Origin of the sequence: Sphingobium sp. CCH11-B1 (genome assembly GCF_001556865.1) — a bacterium.
In the GTDB taxonomy this organism is placed as follows: Bacteria; Pseudomonadota; Alphaproteobacteria; order Sphingomonadales; family Sphingomonadaceae; genus Sphingobium.
Genome location: NZ_LSJY01000065.1, coordinates 1 through 309, shown reverse-complemented (window position 1 = coordinate 309; position 309 = coordinate 1). Strand labels below are relative to the sequence as shown.

Genomic DNA, 309 nt, shown 5'->3' with positions numbered 1-309 from the left:
TACGAGAGGCCATCGGTAGGGATTGAGCCGGGATCGATCGCGAAAAACCCCAGGGAAGCGAAGAATTTCAGCTGCGCGGCGAGGCCAAGGCGCGTCAGGGCCGGCTTCGAATTTACAAAATCAATATCGGCAAAGCTCAGGCTCCATCGTCCGATCAAATCCCCGCCCGGAATACTCCGATCCATCAACCCACTCCCTATGATGGAGCGAACTGTCCTCTTCTATGATTTCCATCGTCAATACCGAATGCCACGTTCCCAAAACGTTCTCCGACTTGGCCAAAATCGCAGCTTGGGGCCGACTGGGCCT

1 protein-coding gene is annotated in these 309 nt (G+C 55.3%); it reads right to left on the bottom strand.

What is annotated here, in order from left to right; translation table 11 throughout:
- Positions 1-185: hypothetical protein (locus tag AX724_RS24390; RefSeq protein WP_231736541.1), on the bottom strand; the 185-nt coding region annotated here is incomplete at its 3' end.
- Positions 186-309 lie beyond the last annotated feature (124 nt).